The 19,730-nt window shown below is 42.7% G+C and carries 18 protein-coding genes and 1 tRNA gene; 11 read left to right on the plus strand and 8 right to left on the minus strand.

Going from position 1 to position 19,730, the window contains the following annotated elements; genetic code table 11:
* Positions 1-305: 305 nt before the first annotated feature.
* From rimP to F7734_RS33930, 5 genes are all read left to right on the plus strand, one after another.
* Positions 306-767, plus strand: coding sequence for a ribosome maturation factor RimP (rimP, locus tag F7734_RS33910; protein ID WP_155748927.1), 462 nt, complete (start codon positions 306-308; stop codon positions 765-767).
* Between the two features lie 128 nt (positions 768-895).
* Entirely contained in the window at positions 896-2,299 is a 1,404-nt protein-coding gene (nusA, locus tag F7734_RS33915; protein WP_155748943.1) for a transcription termination factor NusA, read from the plus strand.
* A 64-nt stretch (positions 2,300-2,363) separates the two neighbouring features.
* A complete protein-coding gene (locus F7734_RS33920; RefSeq protein ID WP_155748928.1) occupies positions 2,364-2,639 on the plus strand; it encodes a YlxR family protein in 276 nt (91 codons plus the stop codon).
* A gap of 580 nt (positions 2,640-3,219) precedes the next feature.
* On the plus strand, positions 3,220-6,453 hold the full coding sequence (infB, locus tag F7734_RS33925; protein WP_155748929.1) for a translation initiation factor IF-2: 3,234 nt from the start codon (positions 3,220-3,222) through the stop codon (positions 6,451-6,453).
* A gap of 359 nt (positions 6,454-6,812) precedes the next feature.
* Positions 6,813-7,010: a hypothetical protein gene (locus tag F7734_RS33930; protein WP_155748930.1), complete on the plus strand. Its 198-nt coding sequence runs from the start codon at positions 6,813-6,815 to the stop codon at positions 7,008-7,010.
* Positions 7,011-7,107: 97 nt separating this feature from the next.
* Here F7734_RS33930 and F7734_RS33935 read toward each other — a convergent pair whose 3' ends face one another.
* Complete coding sequence (locus tag F7734_RS33935) at positions 7,108-7,641, minus strand: alpha/beta hydrolase (RefSeq protein WP_155748931.1); 534 nt, start codon at positions 7,639-7,641, stop codon at positions 7,108-7,110.
* A gap of 453 nt (positions 7,642-8,094) precedes the next feature.
* Between F7734_RS33935 and F7734_RS33940 the strand changes: the two genes are divergently transcribed.
* The gene (locus tag F7734_RS33940; RefSeq protein ID WP_155748944.1) at positions 8,095-9,786 is read left to right on the plus strand and encodes a DUF1565 domain-containing protein; all 1,692 of its coding nucleotides are present in this window, start codon (positions 8,095-8,097) and stop codon (positions 9,784-9,786) included.
* Between the two features lie 432 nt (positions 9,787-10,218).
* On the opposite strand, the gene F7734_RS33945 is transcribed toward F7734_RS33940, so the two are convergent.
* Positions 10,219-10,482, minus strand: a complete 264-nt coding sequence (locus tag F7734_RS33945) for a DUF3493 domain-containing protein (RefSeq protein ID WP_155748932.1) — start codon at positions 10,480-10,482, stop codon at positions 10,219-10,221.
* Positions 10,483-10,516: 34 nt separating this feature from the next.
* Here F7734_RS33945 and F7734_RS33950 point away from each other — a divergent pair.
* The 3 genes from F7734_RS33950 to F7734_RS33960 all read left to right on the plus strand — a co-directional run bounded on the left by F7734_RS33950 (position 10,517) and on the right by F7734_RS33960 (position 12,945).
* Positions 10,517-10,588, plus strand: a tRNA-Thr gene (locus F7734_RS33950).
* Positions 10,589-11,040: 452 nt separating this feature from the next.
* Positions 11,041-12,615: an alkaline phosphatase gene (locus tag F7734_RS33955; protein WP_155748933.1), complete on the plus strand. Its 1,575-nt coding sequence runs from the start codon at positions 11,041-11,043 to the stop codon at positions 12,613-12,615.
* Between the two features lie 156 nt (positions 12,616-12,771).
* Entirely contained in the window at positions 12,772-12,945 is a 174-nt protein-coding gene (locus tag F7734_RS33960) for a hypothetical protein (RefSeq protein ID WP_155748934.1), read from the plus strand.
* A 35-nt stretch (positions 12,946-12,980) separates the two neighbouring features.
* On the opposite strand, the gene F7734_RS33965 is transcribed toward F7734_RS33960, so the two are convergent.
* Positions 12,981-14,015, minus strand: a complete 1,035-nt coding sequence (locus tag F7734_RS33965; RefSeq protein WP_155748935.1) for a PleD family two-component system response regulator — start codon at positions 14,013-14,015, stop codon at positions 12,981-12,983.
* 251 nt (positions 14,016-14,266) lie between these two features.
* Between F7734_RS33965 and F7734_RS33970 the strand changes: the two genes are divergently transcribed.
* A complete protein-coding gene (locus F7734_RS33970; protein ID WP_155748936.1) occupies positions 14,267-14,527 on the plus strand; it encodes a chlororespiratory reduction protein 7 in 261 nt (86 codons plus the stop codon).
* Between the two features lie 118 nt (positions 14,528-14,645).
* Here F7734_RS33970 and F7734_RS33975 read toward each other — a convergent pair whose 3' ends face one another.
* On the minus strand, positions 14,646-15,197 hold the full coding sequence (locus F7734_RS33975; protein ID WP_155748937.1) for a DUF2854 domain-containing protein: 552 nt from the start codon (positions 15,195-15,197) through the stop codon (positions 14,646-14,648).
* A gap of 256 nt (positions 15,198-15,453) precedes the next feature.
* Between F7734_RS33975 and F7734_RS33980 the strand changes: the two genes are divergently transcribed.
* Positions 15,454-15,636: a hypothetical protein gene (locus F7734_RS33980; RefSeq protein WP_155748938.1), complete on the plus strand. Its 183-nt coding sequence runs from the start codon at positions 15,454-15,456 to the stop codon at positions 15,634-15,636.
* A 144-nt stretch (positions 15,637-15,780) separates the two neighbouring features.
* Here F7734_RS33980 and F7734_RS33985 read toward each other — a convergent pair whose 3' ends face one another.
* The 4 genes from F7734_RS33985 to F7734_RS34000 all read right to left on the minus strand — a co-directional run bounded on the left by F7734_RS33985 (position 15,781) and on the right by F7734_RS34000 (position 19,648).
* Positions 15,781-16,197 (minus strand): response regulator transcription factor, encoded by a 417-nt coding sequence (locus tag F7734_RS33985; RefSeq protein ID WP_155748939.1) that lies wholly within the window; start codon positions 16,195-16,197, stop codon positions 15,781-15,783.
* 175 nt (positions 16,198-16,372) lie between these two features.
* Positions 16,373-18,589, minus strand: coding sequence for a polyphosphate kinase 1 (gene ppk1 / locus F7734_RS33990; RefSeq protein ID WP_155748940.1), 2,217 nt, complete (start codon positions 18,587-18,589; stop codon positions 16,373-16,375).
* A 125-nt stretch (positions 18,590-18,714) separates the two neighbouring features.
* Positions 18,715-19,050 (minus strand): ATP-binding protein, encoded by a 336-nt coding sequence (locus F7734_RS33995; RefSeq protein ID WP_347566334.1) that lies wholly within the window; start codon positions 19,048-19,050, stop codon positions 18,715-18,717.
* Positions 19,051-19,294: 244 nt separating this feature from the next.
* Positions 19,295-19,648, minus strand: coding sequence for a phenylpyruvate tautomerase MIF-related protein (locus tag F7734_RS34000; RefSeq protein WP_155748941.1), 354 nt, complete (start codon positions 19,646-19,648; stop codon positions 19,295-19,297).
* Between the last annotated feature and the right edge of the window lie 82 nt (positions 19,649-19,730).

Genomic DNA, 19,730 nt, shown 5'->3' on the forward strand with positions numbered 1-19,730 from the left:
AGTTTTCCCAAAGCAAAAGAAACTAGAATAGTGTATAATAGTAGCCTCAGGGCACATAAAATTGATACTTAATAATGTGCCTCTGGCAGTCGAACCGATGGTAACTCAAAAAGTTAGTGCCACTTAGACTAGCTTTTGGAGGAAAGGTTGGTTTGAAACGAGTTTTTGCATCTTACCTCAAAAAAAATGCGCTAAACTAAGGTTAAGGGCGAACTTAAGTTATAGGTTCGCCCTAAGACTTCTTGGAAGATATCCCTATCGCAGGAAGTGGGCTTTTGACCCACTTTTTTTGTTGGAATAGCCGCATGACTCACCCTTTAGTCCCACAAGTTATAGAATTGGCGACACCAGTAGCAGAACAAATTGGTTTAGAAGTTGTTGGAGCTGTGTTTCACACCAACCAACGCCCACCTGTTTTGCGGGTAGATATTCGCAATCCCAATCAAGACACAGGTTTGGATGATTGTGAACGGATGAGCCGTGCTTTAGAAGCCACTCTGGATGCGGCAAAAATTATTCCAGACGCCTACGTATTGGAAGTTTCCAGTCCTGGAATTTCACGACAACTTGAGACTGACCGGGAATTTATTTCTTTTAAAGGATTTCCTGTCATTGTCCGAACTTCTCCACCTCATGAAGGACAGCAAGAGTGGAATGGTCAGTTGATTCGCCGGGATGAAACAGCAGTTTACATCAACCAAAAAGGTCGCGTAGTTGAAATTCCACGCGCCCTAGTTGTTAGGGTGCAACTGGATGAACGCCACTGAACAATTTTAGATTTTAGATTTTAGATTTTAGATTTAGGGTTTTGGAAAAGAATCCACGCATCCACGCATCTAAAATCCACGCATTCTTTATGTACTTGTCTAAAAATATAGGAGATTTGCTTATGTCAATGGTGACGTTACCTGGATTAAAAGATTTAATTGAAAATATAAGTCGCGAGCGTAATTTACCTCGCGTCGCCGTTCAATCAGCCATTAGAGAAGCACTATTAAAGGGGTACGAGCGTTACCGACGTGCCCAAAATTTAGAACGCAAACAATTTGATGATGATTATTTTGATAATTTTGATGTGCAACTCGACGTGGAAGATGAAGGATTTCGCGTCGTTGCTACAAAAACTATTGTAGAAGCCGTCTCTAATTCTGACCACGAAATTGCCTTACAGCAAGTTCAGGAAATGGGAGGTGATGAAGCACAACTCGGTCAAGAAGTGGTGCTAGATGTAACACCAGACCAAGGAGAATTTGGTCGCATGGCAGCAATGCAAACCAAACAAGTTTTGGCGCAAAAACTGCGGGATCAACAGCGCCAAATGGTGCAGGAAGAATTTCAAGAATTAGAAGGAGAAGTACTGCAAGCCAGAGTCCTGCGTTTTGAAAGACAATCAGTCATCATGGCAGTCAGAAGTAGCTTGGGTCAGCCAGAGGTAGAAGCGGAATTGCCCAAGCGGGAACAATTACCAAACGATAATTACCGAGCAAATGCTACCTTTAAAGTCTATCTGAAAAAAGTATCTCAGGGTCAGCAACGCGGTCCTCAGTTACTAGTTTCCAGAGCTGATGCTGGTTTGGTCGTTGAACTCTTTGCTAATGAAGTTCCAGAAATTGAAGATGAAGTGGTCAGGATTGTGGCTGTAGCCAGGGAAGCAAATCCTCCCTCCCGTCACGTAGGACCTCGCACAAAGATTGCTGTTGATACACTCGATCGCGATGTAGACCCAGTAGGAGCATGTATTGGAGCACGGGGATCGCGGATTCAAGTTGTTGTGAACGAATTGCGTGGGGAAAAGATAGACGTGATTCGTTGGTCGCCAGACCCTGCAACTTATATAGCAAACGCCTTGAGCCCAGCACGAGTTGATGAAGTCCGCCTCATGGACCCAGAAACCAGGCAAACTCACGTATTAGTTGCTGAGGATCAATTAAGTCTGGCGATTGGGAAAGAAGGACAAAATGTTCGTTTAGCTGCAAAACTCACGGGTTGGAAAATTGATATCAAAGACAAAGCTAAGTACGACCACGCAGGAGAAGATGCTAAGTTTGTAGCTGCTAGGGCAAAATATGCTGCGGAATTAGCTGCATTAGAAGCAGCTGAGCAAGATGAGGATGAGTATGAGGATGAGTATGAGGATGAACTCGAAAACAAACTTAATAACAAACTCGACGAAGACGAACTTGATGAAGATGAACTTGACGAAGACGAACTCGACGAAAATGACGAAGATCGGGAAGATTCTGAACTAGAGGAGGATGAGGATTTTGACGAAGATGATGACAATTTGAATGCTAGGTAAAGCAACGAGTTATCAAGTGTGTGCCGCTCGCGCTGTAGTTGATATATGAATAGATTTTGTGACGATGAAACCAAACTACCGACGTTGTATTAGTTGTCGTAAAGTAGGGTTAAAGCAAGAGTTCTGGCGGATTGTCCGCGTGTTTCCTTCGGGACAGGTACAATTAGATGAGGGCATGGGCCGTTCTGCCTATATTTGTCCAAACCAAAGCTGTGTCGCCGCAGCTCAAAAAAAAAATAAACTAGGGCGTGCTCTACAGGCATCAGTGCCAGAACCACTGTATCAACTATTGTGGCAGCGTCTATCCCAAGAAAATAACCAAAATTCAACTGATAATTGAGCTTATGCTTGAAGAAGTTACAGATTTTTTAGAAAGATGGTAAGTGGGAAGTGGTTAATCGTTAGTAGCGATCGAGGTACCAACTAGCAACCACTAACCACTAACCACTAACCCATCTGAAAAATCTGTAAGGAAGTGCATGCGGAGCTTGAAACTAACTTGTAGCGGTAATTTCAGAGGAAAAGTGCAGGCAGCCGAACAAATTGTGCTGTCAACACCTCCTCTAGAATCGCTCATGTAGTGCCAGAATAGTAAAAGGGTGTCGTTAGCATTGCTCTTGATTTTATAAAAAGGGGCGAAGCTGCACTCCCAACAAGTTTTACTTAGTTGTGTTGTGGAAGACTCAGAAAAAGCAAAAAAACAAAAAACAGAATGGCAACCTGGTAGCGCCCAAGCGCGGTTTGGCGTCAACCATCAATTCTGGTGGAGATGCCAGCATTAACAAGGGAACATCTCTCTTTCCTGATTGGAGGCATCGGCAAGAATAGCAACTGCAACCAAAAAACAGTAATCAAAAGGATGGAGATGTCACAAACCAGGCAACCATCCGTTAAAACTGTAAATTAAAGGGGAAGAGTGGATGAACAACGGCAAAGTTAGAATTTACGAGTTATCAAAGGAATTGAATTTGGATAATAAAGAGCTATTAGCAATTTGCGACCAGCTCAACATTGCGGTCAAAAGTCATAGCAGTACAATTACAGAGTCAGAAGCAGAACGCATTCGGACTCAAGCAGAAAAATTAGCGGCGACAACTGTGCCGCAAAGAAAGGATAATGGTGGAAATAGCCATAATAGAATAAATTCACTACAAGCTGGCTCCCGAAACAGACCTGCTGCACCTAATAATCAACAAATCTTGGAGATACGTAAACCTAAAGACTTGATAAACCAGACGTCAAACGCCTCCGAGGCGTCAGTTGCTACCAACACTAAACTTGCTTCTTCTGAAGTCAATCCTCCCTCCCCCCCTAAGCCCTTTGCTACCCCAGTCTCACCCATGAAGCCCGTGGCACCAAGCAAACCTGTACCCCGGAATCAGTCTGAGACCGCTCAAGAACTTGTTGTGACAGACGCGGCTAACAAGACACAAGATACAGAAAAACCGGCGGAAAAAACAACGGCAGCAAAACCAGAAAAATCGGTTGCACCTTCTCAAGGGTCTAAGGTAAAACCAGAAAGACCTCAAAAACCGCAACTGACGGCACCACCTACAAGACCACCAGGAGAAAAGCCAAACACAGGTGGCACTTCTCCTCAAGCAAATGTAAGTGAAAAGCCGATTCTGAAGCGCGATCGCGACCAAGCTAAACCAGAACGCGATCCCGAACGCGATCGCAATCGACCTGGAAAGCAAGAACACGCTGCCAAGCACGACCAGGCAAGACCGCAAAAAGAAAGAGCAAACAAACCACCCACAGGGGATTCAACAGCGGCACCGCCACAAAAACCCTCGCGTCCTGCCCCGCCTGTAAGATCGGAACGCGGTGCGGGCAAACCGTCTGCACCGATACCCGCAGGCGCAGATACTCCACGGCCCAGCAGACCAATGCGTCCGTCTGCTGACCATCCAGTCGCAGCAACACTTGCGACTCCACCAAAACAAATCCCAAGCTCAGCTAAAACAGCAATAGCTGTTGAAGAAGAGGATGACGACGTAGTTGTACCTGAAGTTATCGAACTGAAGCGACCAACACCGCCCCGCCAAGCCAAAGGAAAGAAGTGGCAGGAAGAGGACATCGATGAACTCAAAGAAGCGGCTAAATCGGGTAAGGGCGTCACTAAAGGAAAGCGCCTCAAGCCGATTGTCGATGATGAGGACTTGTTAGAAGACGATCTACTTGATGAAGAAGGAGTAGAAATACCAGCCGCTGTTCAAGTCAGTCTTTCCATTGCCCGTCCACCCAAACCCAAGGCAGCTAAAGCAGCACAACCTGCCGTTGCTGTTGTTACTCCAGTGGCTAGAGGGAAAAAGCCAGCTAGCAATCGCACAGAGCAACAACAAAATCGTCGCCAAACAGAGCAAAAGCGGGAGCGACCGGAAATTCTGACAGTTACAGGTCCCATGACTGTACAAGAACTGGCAGAAGGTTTAGCAGTGGCTGATACAGAGATTGTAAAAATCCTGTTTATGAAGGGTATAGCAGTTAGCATTACCCAAAGCCTTGATATTCCCACAATTACACAGGTTGCCAACGAGTTAGGTACAGAAATTACAACTGCTGAACCCGAAGCAGAAGCCCGTAAAGTCACCGAAATGATTGATGTCGAAGATCTGGAAAAACTCCAGCGACGTCCGCCAGTAGTGACAATTATGGGTCACGTAGACCACGGAAAAACAACCCTACTCGACTCGATTCGCAAAACAAAGGTGGCTGCTGGTGAAGCGGGTGGTATTACCCAGCACATTGGCGCTTACCACGTAGATGTGGAACACGATGGCAAAGAGCAGCAAATCGTATTTCTCGATACTCCCGGTCACGAAGCATTTACAGCAATGCGGGCAAGAGGCGCACGTGTCACCGACATTGCTATCTTGGTCGTTGCCGCAGATGATGGTGTCCGTCCCCAAACAGTGGAAGCCATAAGCCACGCAAAGGCAGCTGAGGTTCCCATTGTGGTTGCGATTAACAAAATCGACAAACCAGAAGCTCAACCAGACCGGGTGAAGCAAGAATTAACGGAATACGCTCTCGTTCCAGAAGAATGGGGCGGCGATACGATTATGGTTCCGGTTAGCGCTATCAAAGGTGAAAACCTCGATACGCTGCTTGAAATGATTCTGCTAGTAGCAGAAATCGAAGAACTATCTGCTAACCCAGAGCGGATGGCGAGAGGAACTGTCATTGAAGCACATCTGGACAAAGCTAAAGGACCGGTTGCTACCCTGTTGATTCAAAACGGTACATTACACGTGGGCGACCTGTTAGTAGCAGGTTCTGTCTTCGGTAAAGTCCGAGCCATGGTGGATGACAGAGGGGCAAGAGTCGAAGCAGCCAATCCATCCTTCGCTGTTGAGGTACTGGGCTTAAGTGAAGTACCTGCGGCGGGTGATGAGTTCGAGGTCTTTGATAACGAGAAACAAGCAAGGTCTATTGCTGACGAACGTGCCGAAAAACAACGTCAATCCCGCCTCATGCAGGGACGCGTTACCCTTACAAGTCTGTCGGCTCAAGCTCAAGAGGGCGAGTTAAAAGAACTCAACTTGATTTTGAAAGGAGACGTACAGGGTTCAGTAGAAGCTATTGTGGGATCGCTCAGGCAAATTCCACAAAACGAAGTGCAAATTCGTTTGTTGTTAGCATCTGCAGGTGAAATCACTCAAACAGATATCGACTTGGCTGCAGCCAGTGGAGCCGTTATTGTTGGTTTCAATACAACCTACGCAAGCGGTGCAAGACACGCAGCCGATGAAGCAGGTGTCGATGTACGGGAATACGACATTATCTACAAACTGTTGGAAGATATCCAAGGTGCTCTAGAAGGTCTCTTGGAACCAGAGTTGGTAGAAGAACATCTCGGTCAAGCCGAAGTGCGTGCTGTCTTCCCTGTCGGTCGCGGTGCTGTTGCTGGTTGTTACGTACAGTCTGGCAAACTTATACGGAACTGCAAAGTGCGTGTACGTCGCAATGGTAAGGTAATCCATGAAGATACTCTTGACTCCCTCAAGCGGATGAAAGAAGATGCACGCGAAGTCAATTCTGGTTATGAGTGTGGTGTCGGTATAGATAAATATACTGATTGGGCAGAAGGTGATATCATCGAAGCCTACCAGATGGTGACCAAACGTCGTACCCTTTCCAAAACAAGATAGTGGGTACAAAGTTTAGAGTTAGGAGTTGTCTATTAAAAACTCTTAACTCTATATTTATCAGGCAAATGGCAGATGGCAGAGGAGCGACTGCGGTGGACGGGTTTCACAGGCTACAACAAGTGGCGTGGCAGAAGCAAGTTTCTACACGTTGATTTTTTAATATTTGAAGACAAATAAATATTTTTAAACCATACGGTAAAAGTTCCGTGAGAAGGGTGTAAATTTTAGTAACCAACGAAACAGAATTAACCGTGGGAAAAGATTATCTTGAAAATTAAGCAGTAGAATTATAAGGTCTCAGGGTATCTATTATGAAGAGTACCCTGTTACTACACAGCTAATCATAAGGATGAACAAATATGGTTCGGATTCACGCAACGAGCGAGCGCCAATTTTCCGGCGACGCCAATATATGGAACAGTCTCAAAAGCGCGATCGCAGCTAGTTCTGGTTTTCAACGCTGGTTGCTAGAGCGTGATACTCAAGTGCAAAAACTTCGACTAGAGGAACAGGTACAGCGTTATTTACGTGAGACTCTAGAAACACTAGCGTATTGAGTACAGTTACTAATTATCAGTTATCAGTTACATTTATATATTAATTTTTTATTCACAGCAATCTGATAACTGGTTACTATTATTTACTGTTTGCCAGTTAAAACTTGAGAAAATCTGGGAGATTGCCCTGTAAAATTTGAAGTTGGCGATGGGCGAGTGCAAGGCGATCGCCATCAACTTCAACTTCAGATGTTGGGTAATTTTGAATGATTTCTATTAACGTAATCTGTTCATCTTTACTTGCAGAAAGAATCAAAGCAGAACGCAAAGCTTGTCTGTCAGCTTTACCAGAAGGTGTATGAATCACTTGAGTAAGTTGGTCAAGGACGGCATTACCGACTCGACTATTGAGTATTTTATCAAGAATTAATAAATTAACTTTTACAGGTTCCGTCAAATACTTGCGAACTTGTTGGGGGTTTTGCCCTGAAGAAGCCAGATTAGATGAGAGTGAACCAGACAGTTTTCCCGTTTGGGCAAACGTTGACAGTTCTGTCACAGAAAGTGATTCACGAAAAATACGATACTTCAGTATTACACTTTCAGCAGCAAAAGTAGGAATGCTCAGTAATAAAACACAGCTGCTGACAAAAAAAATTGAAGTGTAGCCCAGAGAAAATAATTGGTACATCGTTAACCCAAATGCATAACACACCCTCTATATTTTTGACACAATTTTAGTAAGATATGTTGCCGTTTTTTTGTTAGATCCCCGACAACTTCTACCGATACAGCATTTGCTACTCTCTCGTTCCCAGCCTGAGGCTGGGAACGAGATGAGGCGGAGGGTAACTGGTAGTAAATTAAACGACTACTATCAGTATTTACATGGTTATTTAATTGTACAAAACTTAACGATAAAAATCCTTTTTTTTCCCAGGGAACCCAGCTGCCAAGGCATATGTCTTCGGCTATAGTTTTGCATAAGTTTCACAGCTAAAAAGCTTGTAAATAGCCGGATTGAGTTGAAAGGATGAAGTATGAAGGATGAAGTATGAAGTATGAACAACTTTTTCATTCTTTATGCTTGACACTTAATCCTTCAGTTAAGTCTAATTTTGTACATTTAAAACCACAAATCAAGATGACACACCAGGGATTTAACATTCCGCAATCAAAAAACTTTCACATTCATGCGTTACCAGTAGGACTAGGTGCTTTATTAGCAGTCACTGGTGGATTTATCCTTCCAGAAAAAGAGGTAAACGCAGGAGAAGTGCCTCAAAAAGTGAATGCGACCATGACAACAGCACAAGTACCTGTTGGCGCAACTACTCTTTACATTAATCCAGAAACGGGTCAAGATAGTCCTGATGCTGGGACTTCAGAAGCAAAAGCTTACAAAACTATCACCTACGCTCTCAAGCAAGCTAAAGCAGGTACAGTTATTCAACTAGCTCCCGGTACCTACAGTCAAGAAAGTGGAGAAGTCTTTCCACTGGTAATCGCACCGGGCGTAACGCTACGCGGGGACGAATCCACCAAAGGTCAAGGAATATTAATTGTAGGCAGTGGTAATTTTATCAGTCCCACGTTTGCGCGTCAGAATGTAGCAATCCTAGCCCAAAACGATAGTGCGATTAGTGGAGTCACAGTGACTAATCCAGAAAACCGTGGTACTGGAGTGTGGATTGAAACATCCAATGCAGGAGTCAGCAACTCTACTTTTACCAACAGCGTGCGTGAGGGCGTTTTTGTTACGGGTAAAGCCAATCCAAAAATCGAAAATAACGTCTTTATTCAAAATAAAGGCAACGGAATTTCTGTAGCTAAATCTGCTCAGGGAGAGGTTCGCAATAACTTGTTTCAGAATACTGGTTTTGGTGTTGCAGTAAGCGATTTAGCATCACCTTTAATTACTGATAACCAGATTATTCAAAATAATGGCGGTGTTGTAGTTAATGGATCTTCTAAACCAGTACTCCGTAATAACGTTATTCAAGATAACCGAGATCACGGTCTAGTTGTCATTCAAAATGCACAACCAGATTTAGGAACAGCAGAAAATCCTGGTAAGAACATAATCCGTAATAACGGTAAAAAGGATATTAAAAAATTCTTTGATGTACTCAATGCGACCACAGGCAACACAATAATTGCTGTTGGTAATGATATTGATGAGAAGCGAATTTCTGGCAAAGTTGACTTCGTTGCAGCCAAAGTTGAAGCACCATCGGGTGGTGGCATTGCGACAGCTTTCACAGATGTGCCAGCAGGTTATTGGGCAAAAACCTATATTGAAGCACTAGCCGCTAAAAATATTATTGCTGGGTTCCCCGATGGTTCTTTTAAACCCAATGAACCAGTCACTCGCGCCCAATTTGCTGCCATTATTAGTAAAGCATTTGCACCAAGCCCCAAACGCGAAACCTCTAGTTTCAACGATGTAAGCCGCAATTTTTGGGCTTACCAAGTGATTCAATCTGCTTACCAAGGTGGTTTTGTATCTGGCTATCCTGATAAGACTTTTAAACCGGAACAACAAATTCCGCGAGTGCAAGCACTAGTGTCCTTAGCTAATGGATTGGGACTATCTGCAGATAGCCAAAATGTTTTATCTGTCTACAGTGACGCCTCCCAAATTCCCAATTACGCTGCAGGTCCCATAGCAGCAGCGACTACAAAACAACTAGTGGTTAATTACCCTTCAGTTAAGCAACTTAACCCCAACCGTCAAGCAACTAGAGCAGAAGTTGCAGCTTTTGTTTACCAAGCACTCGTTAACAGAGGTAGCCTGCAACCAATACCTTCTCCGTACCTAGTTAGGACTCCATAAATGGGGGTTAGTGGTTAGTTGTTAGTTGTTAGTGGCTAACTACTAACCATGTACGGGCGCAAGGCCTTGCGCCCCTACCAACCACTAACCACCGCAAAAAGTGCCAGAACCAACAGTTTGTTTGTTCTGGCATTTAGTATTTATCGCGTTTTCTTAACAATAGGGTCTTTAAAATTTTGACTGACCCTTTTTTTAGTTTCTGTTTATATTCAGGGTCTTTATATAAGCTGACCCCGTTTGAATAAATACTAGCTTCTCAGAATTTTTGCGATTTCCAGATTTCCTAATATTTTTTTAATTTTTTTTATCTTTTTATTGTCCATTGTGTACAATTGTTAAGCTGTCTGTGAAATAGTTGTGTAGATCGAGACTCGACAAGAGGAAAAAAGTTCAGAATTTAATATTCATAATAGTTATACAATGCACCACGCTTTACTTTTGGCGACGTTGCTCCCAACGCCAAAGAAAAACCATTAAGGTAACTATTCCTATTTGAAGTGCTAAATTAGGCAATGCGCTTTCAACATCTCGTCCAGCTAATAACTGTGTTAGGAAGATGAACATACCAATAAAACCAGAAGCACCACAAGCGATGTAAATAAACATCCGCAAACCTCTATAGGGCGCTGCTGCCTCTGCTTTTAAGCGGGCGTATTGCTCGGATTTCATGCGATTTTTGCTGTTGGGGTCTATCATGATGTAAATACTGTTATAATCTTGTATTATGGACGCCGATGTGGCTCAGCGGTAGAGCAGCTGATTCGTAATCAGCAGGTCACGGGTTCAAATCCCGTCATCGGCTTTAGGGGCTGCAAGCTCCCCGACTTATTCAAGGATACAGTTGGCAACTGGTGGTTCAGACCCCCCATCAGACCCCCCACCTCGTTCCCAGGCTCCGCCTGGGAATGCCTTAAGGGAGGCTCTGCCTCCTGTACCCTACCTGGAGTGAGAGGCAGAGCCTCGCAGCCTGTATTCTGTGCCAGAGGCTGGGAAAGAGAGAGGAAAGCGTTTCACCCATCACAACTTATGTGGTAGACACCAGCCTGTCCCATAAGAGGAATCATTTATTATTTGGAAATCTCTTAAATTATTTACTACCGATAGACAATTAGTATTTATCAAAATATTAACAACCTCTTAATAGTGGCTTAAAACCTAGTTGATAGCCTAATCTTGCAACATTTAGCTGGGTTTGATACCAAATCCGCTTCTGTAACCTCTCATTCCATCTCTTCAAAATTCATAAAAATACATATGGAGCGTTTTCATCTCGATCGCTTGCTATCTAGTAGAGTCAAGCGACGGCGCTTTTTAATTGGTGCTGGGGCAGTAACTGCAGGTGCGATCGCAACTCAGTGGAATCACAGAGTTTTAGCGCAGCCTAGTTTTTCTGCTTATCCCTTCAGTCTGGGCATAGCTTCCGGCGATCCCCTGCCAGATAGTATAGTGCTCTGGACGCGACTAGCACCCGATCCGTTAAATGGAGGTGGAATGCCATCTGTTAACGTGCCAGTACAATGGCAAGTTGCCTTAGATGAAAATATGAAAGAAGTCGTGCGAACAGGCACGGTGCTGGCAACCCCCAATTTTGCACACTCAGTTCACGTAGATGTAGGCGGGTTACAACCTGACCGTTGGTACTGGTATCAATTCAAGGTAGGGAATGAAGTTAGTCCTATTGGTCGTACCCGCACAGCCCCAGCATATGGTGCTCGTGTTGATAAGTTTCGCTTTGCCTTTGCTAATTGTCAGGATTGGCAGAACGGTTATTATACAGCTTATCAACACCTAGCCAAAGAAGATTTGGATTTAGTTGTTCATTTAGGTGACTACATTTATGAGTACGGTCCTCAGCCAGGAGGACCTCGCCAACACAACAGTCCAGAGATTGTCACCCTTGCTGACTACCGAAACCGCCACGCCCTATACAAAACCGATCCCAACTTACAAGCATCTCATGCTGCTTTTCCCTGGATAGTCACTTGGGATGACCACGAAGTAGAAAACAACTACGCTAGTTTGATACCTGAAGAGAATCAAGATCCAGCAGCGTTTGTCACTCGCAGAGCCAACGCTTACCAGGCTTACTACGAACATATGCCCCTGCGTCGAACATCGCTACCGCAAGGTCCTAATTTACAGCTTTATCGGCGCTTCACCTTTGGAAACATTGCCGAGTTTAACGTACTGGATACCCGTCAATACCGCACCGATCAGCCCTGCGATGACGGCTTAAAACCCCGTTGTGCTCAAGCCTTCGATCCAAATGCAACTCTAACAGGTACAGAGCAAGAAAATTGGCTATTCCAAGGTTTGAGTCAGTCTCAGTCTCGCTGGAACATTCTTGCTCAGCAGGTTATGTTTGGACAATACGACTTTGATGCTACCCCAAATCAACAAGTTTTTAACATGGATCAGTGGGATGGTTATGTCGTTCAGCGCGATCGCATACTAGAATTCATCGAACAACAGAAACCCAGCAACCCAGTTGTCATTACTGGTGACATCCATTCTAGTTGGGTACACGACCTAAACACTAACTTCGATGACCCAAACTCACCAACCGTTGCTACCGAGTTTGTTGGTACCTCAATTACCTCTGACTTCCCTGAGGTCTTCATTCCTCCGGTGACAGCCGCCCTAGCTGACAATCCTCATACCAAATTCTTCGACGGTAGAAACCGAGGTTATGTACGTTGTTCTCTTACACAAAATATTTGGCAAACTGATTTCCGAGTTGTTTCTACCATCCGCGAACAGAATGCAACTCTCAGCACTCTAGCATCGTTTGTCGTTCAAGATGGGCAACCGGGTGCTGAACGTATCTAGGGATTGCCAAGAATAAATTATCCTGTGAACGTGGGGTAGGCGTCCTCGCCCGCCCTCCACATAGAACATGACCTATTTGGTTTCCCTGTCTATCCCACAACCGCACGGTTTTATCTTGGGCGGAGGAATGAAAAAAAAGGTCAAGTTGAGGGCCCCTTGAGAAAACTCTTCTCACAACAACAGCAAAATACCCAACAAGAACCTATACAATTTGACGACAAAGCTTTATGGTTAGACCCTGGTATCCCACTGGCATATAGCGTAAGTTCAGGGATCGTATTTGCTGTCTTGACTGGACTCGTAATTCGCTTGTGGCCGCGATCGCGTTAACTTTGGAGTGCAAGTGAGATATAAATTTTACCCAGTTAAAGATTCAACTGCTTGAGAATTATTCGATTGCGCCCCTCTGCTTTTGCTTTGTAAAGAGCCTTATCTGCCGCCATAATTAAAGTGGTTGGAGAAAATTCAAACTTGGGAACAGTCGTGGCTACTCCTACACTTAGGGTAATGAAGTGGCTAACTGTCGATTCAATATGCTCAATTTCCAGTTCTCTAACGCCCGCTTGCATGGCAGCGGCAACGTGAACTGCACGAGTTGTATGTGTGTTGGGCATAATTACAGCAAATTCTTCACCACCGTAACGCGCTACCAAATCCTGATTTTTCTCAGATGTACGACTTAGGACGTTGGCAACTTTTTGCAAACAAGCGTCTCCAGTGATGTGACCGTACTTATCGTTGTAAAGTTTAAAATAATCTATATCGCATAATATTAAAGATAACGGCAATTGTTCTTCTACCGAGTTTAACCACTGAGCGTTTAAATATTGGTCAAAACGACGGCGATTTGCAACTCCAGTTAAACCATCAACATTAGCAAGTTCTTGTAAAGCTTGGGTCACTGCCTCTAACTGTTTGTAAAGTTGTGCTTGCTGTAGCAGTCTTTTGACCCGTTGGCGTAGCACTGCCCAATGAATTGGTTTGGTTACATAATCGCTTGCTCCTGCCTCAAAAGCCCGATCTACTGATTCAGAATCTTCTAAACCTGTAATCATTAAAATGGGAATGCGATCGCACAGTCTTGAAATCGTACTATTACCAAAAGAGAATCCTGGCATAGAGTGTACAAGACCCGAAGCAAAAAGAGTTCTGGACAGCTGAGTCAATTGCTTGCAACAAGTAAAGCCATCCATAACTGGCATGACAGCGTCTAACAAAATGAGGTCTGGTTTAACGGTTGTGAATGTCTCCAGACACTGTTTGCCATTAGAGACATCCACCACACGATAACCTTCTTTTTCCATCACTTCACGCAACAGCATCCGAATGGTCTTATCATCGTCAGCAACAAGAATTAAAGGGGGGTCGTTGGAGATAGAAAATTGGCTTATGCCGGACATGAGCTGCATTCCATAAAGCATTCTGTAAAATAGACAACACGATTGTGGTACAGTGGTCATTACACTCTACCGCTACACCATGCCTTGACTAACAAACTAAAGTTAAAAGATGTTTCTTTTATAATTCCCATACTCTGATGTCCAATTACTAGTTCTCGTGCTTTTCTTTTCCGTATTGGACTGGTAAGGATAGTCGCAAGAAGGTATACACAGAAGGTAAAATTATAGTAAACCTTACAATATTAGTTTATATGCCAGACTCATTAATGTATAGTCAAGATTATTTTGTTGTTTTAGAAACAAATCAAACAGAGCAATTTTTGACTGTGTTAGAATTACTTGAAAAGCTAAAAGGCATTATACAAAACATTGAACCTGAAGAGTTAACGCCAGATTTGCGATCGTTCAATTCACCCGAAGAACAGGCAAAATATTTGATAGATACAAGTTGTGAATTAGATGTTGGGCAAGGTCAATATTTACAATGGTATGCAGTTCGATTGGAAAAGTGAATTTTGTTAGTTGATAGTTGATAGTGGTTAGTAGTTAGTTGTTAGTTGTTCACCACTAACTACTAACTACTAACTACTAACTACTAACTACTAACTACTAACCACTAACCACTAACCACTAACTCTTTGAATTTACAACCAAAGCCAACTCAATTTTATTTGAATCTGGTTGTGTGACTGAAACCTCCACACCAGGACCGAAATAATTAGTCATTTTTTCCTGCTTTTTTTGCCATATATCAATTGGCACGGAAGGTGAATTAAATTCTAAAATTAGGGCATAAGCTCCATTAATTTCTGTTTCTCGCAGTCCTGATATTTCCGGTCTATCTTCATCTGAGGACCCAAGACCCAAAAATTCAAGAGATTTATCGAAGTGAGCATCTTGACCGTAGCAATATCGAGTCAAGTCTTTGCGAATTTTAGTTTGAGTAGAAGTTGCCTGTTTCTCTCGTAATGCCAATACCTGTGGTGTTGTCGGTTGACTAAAAGGCACAGGTGAAATTTCGTTAGCTTTGAGAGCTAATCCTCCTAAAAGAAGAGGAATCCCATAAAAAAATCCAACCAGATTGAGTGTAGCATTGTCTGCAGCATAAGCCACAAAGCCGATTATTGTTAAAATCCCACCGACAGTTAATCCAAGCGTTCCCAAAGAAAATTGGCGTAACATGATTTCTCTATAGTACAAATTCCAAGTATTTCTTTTGTACTACTATTTAGTGGCTATTCACAAGCTAGATCCCCAGGGGGAATAGTCCATAACGAGGGAACGACAATTTCTTACCTCCCACTACCTACTACCCACTCCCTATTTTCTAGAGTGCGTCTTTGCGTGAAGCTAAAAATAATTCATTAAGCATTTAAAAGCTTGCGTTTTTGCGCTAAGTTTAAATGTAAGAATATTTTTTTAAGATAAAAACACAACAATGGATGCACAAACACTTAAAGAAAGAGTAGCCCTAGTCAGAGCTAAACGCGAGTACCTAATGAATCTTCTGGAAAAACCTAACTTGGGAACTTTAAGAGTAGACGTAAATCAAGCGCTCGAAGAAATGGATGATTTAATTGATGAGTTTAGACGCACCTTTCCTGATACAGAAATAATTTGAGTACAATAGGTTGTCAAATGCAAAACTTGCGTCAATAGCAATTGTCAAGCTGCAATTCTACTGACGCACTTAAAAAATAAGATTTTTTTATACGCCAAAGTCCAATTGAGTTGCTGATTGCCCAAGTTCCCCATACAGCATAGTTTAACTGGCTACTGAGTGATTTTCAGATTTCTTGCCTAATTGCCTAACTAAAGCAATCAGTTCTTTTGTAGGTACATCCTTTTTACAAAAAGCATCCAAACTACCAACTTCTTTGGTATCTTGAAGCTTAACGTCCTCGACAGAGGAGTAAGCAATGATTTGAGTATTTGGGGCAATGGCTTTAATGTGACGAGATGCATCCCAACCATCCATAATTGGCATTTGTAAATCTAGAACGATTACATCCGGCTGAGTACGTTCAACCAATTCTATGGCTTCTTGACCATTGCTAGCTAAACCCACTACATGAATATTTTCTTGGCAAGAAAACGCTAATTTCAAGGTTAAACGAGTTAATTCGTGGTCATCAACCACGATAACTCTTAAGGTAGAAGACTCACAGGACAACATCAACATCCTAGGGAACTAGAGATAATATAGGATAACTTTTATAGTTTATGAGAACAGGCAGCTGAACTCACTCTATCCAATGGTTGAATAATTTCTCAGTTCCAATGGCATATAAACTAATGTGTCAAAAAAGAAAGTTCTATCAGGAACAAGAACCGATTAATTATCAAAATATTGTGAGCTAATTGTCAAGTTGTGATGAACTTTTCTTCGTATTTGTACTAACAGTATTTGCAGGACTTGCATTCATGCTTGAAGCCATAGACATGAGAATTTTTTGCGAGCTTGCATCTGGGCAATCTTCAACAGGATGTCTTTGGATATAACTACCATCTTGTTGTAATTCCCAAGCCTGACGATTATCTGCGAGCATAATTCCCAAAATTTCCTGCAAATCTTTAGCGATATCTGGATCTAAGATAGGAGTAATGACTTCTACTCGACGATCCAAGTTACGAGGCATCCAGTCGGCACTACCAATATAAATTTCTTCCTTTCCATTGTTGTAGAAATAATATATGCGAGAGTGCTCTAGAAAACGACCAACAATACTGATAACGCGAATATTGTCACTAATGTCTTTCAACCCAGGACGCAAACAGCATATACCTCGTACAATCAAGTCAATTTGTACGCCTGCACGAGAAGCTTGATACAATACCGAAATGATTTCTGGATCGACTAGAGAGTTCATCTTAGCAACAATGCGCCCGCTCAAACCGTTTTGAACATTTTCAATTTCTCGATGGATCAAAGAAATAAAGCGATCGCGCATATTCACGGGAGCTACCAACAGCAGTCGGTAAGACTTTTGCCGAGAATATCCTGTCAAGAAATTGAAAACATCTGTAATATCAGCGCCTAAATCCTCATGACAGCTAAATAATCCCAAGTCGGTATACAGTCGTGCAGTTTTTGGATTATAGTTACCAGTTCCAATATGTACATAGCGACGAATGCGCTCTTGTTCGCGCCGCACTACCATAACAGTTTTGCAATGAGTCTTCAAACCTACCAAACCATAAACAACGTGAACTCCAACACTTTCCAGACGCTTTGCCCACTTAATATTGTTTTCTTCATCAAATCGTGCCTTAAGTTCTACCAGTACAGAAACCTGCTTGCCATTTTCAGCTGCAGCAATTAAGGCATTCAGGATTGGCGAGTCAAAAGATGTTCGGTAGAGAGTCATCTTAATTGCTAGCACATTGGGATCGTAGGCTGCACTGGTAATAAAGCGCACAACAGTTGATGAAAAGGATTGATATGGATGATGTACGAGCATATCCTTTTCTTGAATAACTGAAAAAAAATCTTTTCCTTCCTCTATCTCTCGCAGGTTGGAGTTTATACTTGGCTCCTTAATCCGTTGCAAGCGGACAGGAACTACAGACTTCCATGGTTCGTCTTTCAGTTCTGGAACTGGCATTGACATAAAAAACATCAAATCCTTTAGCCCCATCAAACCATCTACTTGATAGACATCGTTTTCCGTTAATTCCAGCTCCTCTAACAGCCGTTTTCTGACTGATTCAGGAGTTTGAGAGTGTATTTCTAACCTTAAAGGAGAACCACCAACACGCCGCTTTCTCAGCTCGTGTTCAATTGCTAGTAATAGATCGTCAGCTTCATCTTCTTCCAATTCCAAATCTGCATCACGAGTGATGCGGAACATATGATATTCCTGAATATTCATTCCAGGAAACAAGGACTCTAGATTGTGGGCAATTGCTTGTTCTAGAGGTACACCAGTCCAAATAGCAGGCTTTTCTGAATCCTGAACTCCCAACTCTAGCGGTAAAGGCAAAAATCGCGGTAAAACAGTAGGAACTTTAACCCTAGCGAACAACTCCTCTTCTGTTTCCGGATTTTTGACCATAACAGCCAAATTCAGACTGAGATTGGAGATATAAGGGAAAGGATGACTCGGATCGACAGCGAGGGGAGTAATGACAGGAAAAATTTGTTCTTCGTAGTACTGGTCTAGATAATTTTTTTGCCTTTCCGATAAGTTTATGTAGTCTAAAATATGGATTCCGTGCTCAGCCAGTTGGGGTCGCAAGCTTTTTTCAAACTGTTCGTGTTGCCGAGCAATTAATGGACGTAAAGCCACACTAATCTCTTCAAGTTGCTGCTGAGGTGTACGACCATCAAAAGTGACCACGCTTATTTTGGCTTCTACTTGTTCCTTCAGTGCAGCAACACGCACCATAAAGAACTCATCCAAATTAGAGCTAAAGATTGCCAGAAACTTCAGACGTTCTATAAGGGACGTGCGTGGGTCACAGGCTTCATGTAACACCCTTTTATTAAATTCCAGCCAGCTTAACTCCCGGTTAAGGTAGTATTGTGAATCTCTGAGATTGATTTGATGAGCGGTCTTCTTAGATTTTGCCATGATGACCTAGTACCACGTAGTATATCCAAGTTAGGATTCCCGATATTAAACAATAGTAGAGGAAAAGTGTCATCTGTCATTTGTCAAAAGTTATTTGTCATTGGTCACTAGTCACTAGTCACTGGTCACTGTTTTATCGGGATTGCAATCAGAAATTCCGTGCCTTGTCCTGGTTGCGATATGCACTCTAATTTACAGCCATGCTTTTCTACAACAATTTGATAACAAATTGACAACCCTAAACCAGTCCCTTTGCCAACTGGTTTGGTTGTGAAGAAAGGATCGAACAATCGGGTTTTCACCTCCAGTGAGATTCCCAGTCCATTGTCTTTGATACGAATCGTAATCTCAGAATTTGGTTCAAGATATGTCTCGATAGTAATGCGACTGGAGTATTTTTCATGCTTCAGTTGTAACCATTCAGCTTCCTGCTGACGCAAAGCATCAAGCGCGAATATCACGTAAAAAGGACAATATATTCTTGATTCTGGTTGATAGCTCGTTGCGAAACAGTAGTTTCAATAATGGGCTTGCTTATAAGATGTTTTAACAATGCACTTGCAGGTTCAGCAAAATGCCCACAATCATTCCTAAAAAATTTTAAGTACTGTAGTACTGTAGGGAGGGCGATGCCTCACAAAAGCTTGATGTGTGAGGCATCGCCCTATCTACATGATATTTCAAAAATCAAATCGGAATCCGAAATTAACCAAAAGTTGAACCGTTCCAACCCCACATTGTAGCTCTAGAATCTGCAAACTCTATATATATTCGATCTTGAGGGACGCCTAATACTTGATTAATTTCTTGGCAAAAATCTTGGCTCATTTCCTTAGTTTGTTGTGGCAGCATTGTTCCGATACTCTTGATTTCTATGTAACAAACGGGATCTGCTGTCCCACCAAATGTCATGGGAATTTCGGTTTCAAAAGCTGTCATCACATAAGATTCTGGTTTGCCTGTATGTTTGGCTAACTTGGCTGATAAATTTTTGAGCAGTGTTTCAATTTCAGCTTTTGCAGGAGTTGATACAGAAGTTTGGACTTTGATAAGTGGCATAGGTAAATTTTGGATTTTGGATTTTGGATTTTGGATTTTGGATTTTGGATTTTGGATTTTGGATTTTGGATTTTGTATTTTG

The sequence above is a fragment of the Scytonema sp. UIC 10036 genome (assembly GCF_009725235.1).

What these genes read in the sequence shown, in the direction of transcription:
- rimP (WP_155748927.1), top strand. Translation starts at nt 306, where the DNA reads ATGACTCACCCTTTAGTCCCACAAGTTATAGAATTGGCGACACCAGTA.
- nusA (WP_155748943.1), top strand. Translation starts at nt 896, where the DNA reads ATGGTGACGTTACCTGGATTAAAAGATTTAATTGAAAATATAAGTCGC.
- F7734_RS33920 (WP_155748928.1), top strand. Translation starts at nt 2,364, where the DNA reads ATGAAACCAAACTACCGACGTTGTATTAGTTGTCGTAAAGTAGGGTTA.
- infB (WP_155748929.1), top strand. Translation starts at nt 3,220, where the DNA reads ATGAACAACGGCAAAGTTAGAATTTACGAGTTATCAAAGGAATTGAAT.
- F7734_RS33930 (WP_155748930.1), top strand. Translation starts at nt 6,813, where the DNA reads ATGGTTCGGATTCACGCAACGAGCGAGCGCCAATTTTCCGGCGACGCC.
- F7734_RS33935 (WP_155748931.1), bottom strand. Translation starts at nt 7,641, where the DNA reads ATGTACCAATTATTTTCTCTGGGCTACACTTCAATTTTTTTTGTCAGC.
- F7734_RS33940 (WP_155748944.1), top strand. Translation starts at nt 8,095, where the DNA reads ATGACACACCAGGGATTTAACATTCCGCAATCAAAAAACTTTCACATT.
- F7734_RS33945 (WP_155748932.1), bottom strand. Translation starts at nt 10,482, where the DNA reads ATGATAGACCCCAACAGCAAAAATCGCATGAAATCCGAGCAATACGCC.
- F7734_RS33955 (WP_155748933.1), top strand. Translation starts at nt 11,041, where the DNA reads ATGGAGCGTTTTCATCTCGATCGCTTGCTATCTAGTAGAGTCAAGCGA.
- F7734_RS33965 (WP_155748935.1), bottom strand. Translation starts at nt 14,015, where the DNA reads ATGTCCGGCATAAGCCAATTTTCTATCTCCAACGACCCCCCTTTAATT.
- F7734_RS33970 (WP_155748936.1), top strand. Translation starts at nt 14,267, where the DNA reads ATGCCAGACTCATTAATGTATAGTCAAGATTATTTTGTTGTTTTAGAA.
- F7734_RS33975 (WP_155748937.1), bottom strand. Translation starts at nt 15,197, where the DNA reads ATGTTACGCCAATTTTCTTTGGGAACGCTTGGATTAACTGTCGGTGGG.
- F7734_RS33980 (WP_155748938.1), top strand. Translation starts at nt 15,454, where the DNA reads ATGGATGCACAAACACTTAAAGAAAGAGTAGCCCTAGTCAGAGCTAAA.
- F7734_RS33985 (WP_155748939.1), bottom strand. Translation starts at nt 16,197, where the DNA reads ATGTTGATGTTGTCCTGTGAGTCTTCTACCTTAAGAGTTATCGTGGTT.
- ppk1 (WP_155748940.1), bottom strand. Translation starts at nt 18,589, where the DNA reads ATGGCAAAATCTAAGAAGACCGCTCATCAAATCAATCTCAGAGATTCA.
- F7734_RS34000 (WP_155748941.1), bottom strand. Translation starts at nt 19,648, where the DNA reads ATGCCACTTATCAAAGTCCAAACTTCTGTATCAACTCCTGCAAAAGCT.